The sequence below is a fragment of the Escherichia sp. TW14182 genome (assembly GCF_000208525.1).
Lineage (GTDB): Bacteria > Pseudomonadota > Gammaproteobacteria > Enterobacterales > Enterobacteriaceae > Escherichia > Escherichia ruysiae.
This window is the reverse complement of record NZ_AEJZ01000463.1, coordinates 1-670: the sequence shown is the minus strand read 5'-3', so window position 1 is coordinate 670 and position 670 is coordinate 1. Positions and strand designations below refer to the sequence as shown.

Below are 670 nucleotides of genomic sequence, written 5' to 3'. Positions count from 1 at the left end.
TTCAGGCCAGGTCATCGATTCACCTCCTGCTCAATATTTTTAAGGTCATTTTCCGCATACAGTATTGCTGTCCTGGCTGCTCGTAACCGGGCTTTGGCGTTTTTCTCTTCACGTTCAAGTTTTGCCACAGCTTCACGAAGAGCATCCCGCTTTGCATAGAGTGATTTAATCTCAGACACGATGTTTTCACCGTTTCTCGCACGGTCGAGAACAAGTTCGAACGGATCTAAAGTCAATCCACACCGTTTGCAGGTAATCGTACGATTCACTTCTGAAATTGTTGTACGGATATGCTGACAGCATTTTTGCTCGACACTTTTTTCGTCGGTTATCACAACGTTGAGGAGTCCTTCCTCCTCTGATTTTGGCTGTACGAGGGTGATAACATTGTCGACTTCATTTTTCATCAGTTCACCTCCTGCGGCGGTTCCGGTAGCGGCATCCAGTGGGTTACATTGCGGCTCTGCGTTTCGAAGAACTCCTCACCATTGCGGACGACATCAAAAAACTCACCGTCTCGATATTGCGCATAAAGAACGAATGCGCCATCACATAAAATAATTACGTGCTGACCATCTTTTGGCATTCGCTCACTACAGCTTATCCAACTATCTGGAGCTACCGGCGCTGACGGCGCTGACGGCGCTGACGGCGCTGCGTAAAGCGGTGT

At 48.2% G+C, this 670-nt stretch carries 2 protein-coding genes; both read right to left on the bottom strand.

The window, feature by feature from the left end; genetic code table 11:
• Positions 1 to 11: 11 nt before the first annotated feature.
• Positions 12 to 407, bottom strand: coding sequence for a hypothetical protein (locus EQY_RS0123250; RefSeq protein WP_000787528.1), 396 nt, complete (start codon positions 405 to 407; stop codon positions 12 to 14).
• Positions 407 to 670: DUF551 domain-containing protein (locus EQY_RS0123245; protein ID WP_038809377.1), on the bottom strand; the 264-nt coding region annotated here is incomplete at its 5' end. The genes EQY_RS0123245 and EQY_RS0123250, both read right to left, overlap by 1 nt.